General features: G+C 60.5%; 2 protein-coding genes. Both read right to left on the minus strand.

What is annotated here, in order from left to right; translation table 11 throughout:
* Nucleotides 1-432 (minus strand): branched-chain amino acid ABC transporter permease (locus HMPREF0178_RS17210; RefSeq protein ID WP_009381135.1); only part of this gene is annotated, 432 nt, incomplete at its 3' end.
* 132 nt (nucleotides 433-564) lie between these two features.
* Nucleotides 565-1,259, minus strand: a 695-nt coding sequence (locus HMPREF0178_RS17215; RefSeq protein ID WP_009381136.1) for an ABC transporter substrate-binding protein, incomplete at its 5' end; no start/stop codon positions are given.

Here is a 1,259-nt window from a genome sequence, read left to right on the forward strand (position 1 = left end):
CGTGATCGGCAGCAGCTTCAATTGCCCGAAATTGATGGGCGTCATGAGCCATTCCGGCTGGTACACGGGGCGCGGAAGGCCGGAAAACACCACCACGGAGAGGCTTTCGATGAAGAAGGATACGGCGATGGCACTGATGAGCGCCGAAATGCGCGGGGCGTCGCGCAGGGGCCGGTAGGCGATGCGGTCCACCAGGATGCCGACGGCGCTGGCCGCGAGGATGGCCACCACCACGGCCACCCCCCAGGGCAGGAAGAATGTCGTGGTGCCGTAAAAGACGAAATAGGCCCCCAACATGAGAATGTCGCCGTGGGCGAAGTTGATCAGCCGCAATATCCCGTACACCATCGTGTACCCGATGGCGATGAGGCCATACAGGGAACCCAGTGTCAGGGCATTGAAGAAGTGCTGGAAGAACATGTCCAGACTCATAGTGCCTGCCTTATCCGAAAGTTTCGACAAGACCCGCGGGAACAGCCGCAGGACGGCGACAGCAGCCTGTGCCGCTGTCGCCGAACATCCGCAGGCGGGAGAGGTTTCCCCCTCCCGCATTCTGAGGCAGAGCTATTCAGCGATGGCGTCGCCGATGTACTTACGCTTGCCGTCCATGTACTTGATGATGCCCACGGGCATTTCGGCGTCATGGGTTTCATTGATGCTCAGCACGCCAAGGGCGGTGGGCAGGTTCTTGGTGGCGGCGAGAGCGGCGGTCAGGGCTTCGGTATCGGCCTTGCCCGCGCGGGTGAGGGCGTCCAGAATGATGTTGTAGCAGTTATAGCCGAGCGCGGAGTTCACGTTGGGATCCTTGTTGGGGAAGTTCTTCTTCCACGCATCGGTGAAGGTCTTGGCTTCGGCGCTCATGTTTTCCATGTTGACGTCATAGGGGAAGGTTGTGTGGAGGAAGCCTTCCACAGCCTTGCCGCCGATCTTGAGGGTATCGGGGTTGTCCATGGCGTCGGCACCCATGAGCACGAAGGTCGCGCCGAGTTCGCGGGCCTGCTTCATGATGATGGCGCCTTCGGCGAAGTAGGCGGGCATGAACACGATGTCGGGCTTCTTGCTGATGAGCTCGGTGAGCTGGGCGGTGAAGTCCTGGTCGCCGGAGCTGTACTTCATATCGGCAACGAGTTCGCCGCCGATCTTCTTAAAGGTCTTTTTGAAGAAGTTGGAGAGGCCCACGGCGTAGTCGTTGGCGACGTCGGTGAGGACGGCGGCCTTCTTGTAGCCGAGGTTCTTGTAGGCGTAGGTCGCGGCGGCGG

This window comes from Bilophila sp. 4_1_30, from assembly GCF_000224655.1.
In the GTDB taxonomy this organism is placed as follows: Bacteria; Desulfobacterota; Desulfovibrionia; order Desulfovibrionales; family Desulfovibrionaceae; genus Bilophila; species Bilophila wadsworthia.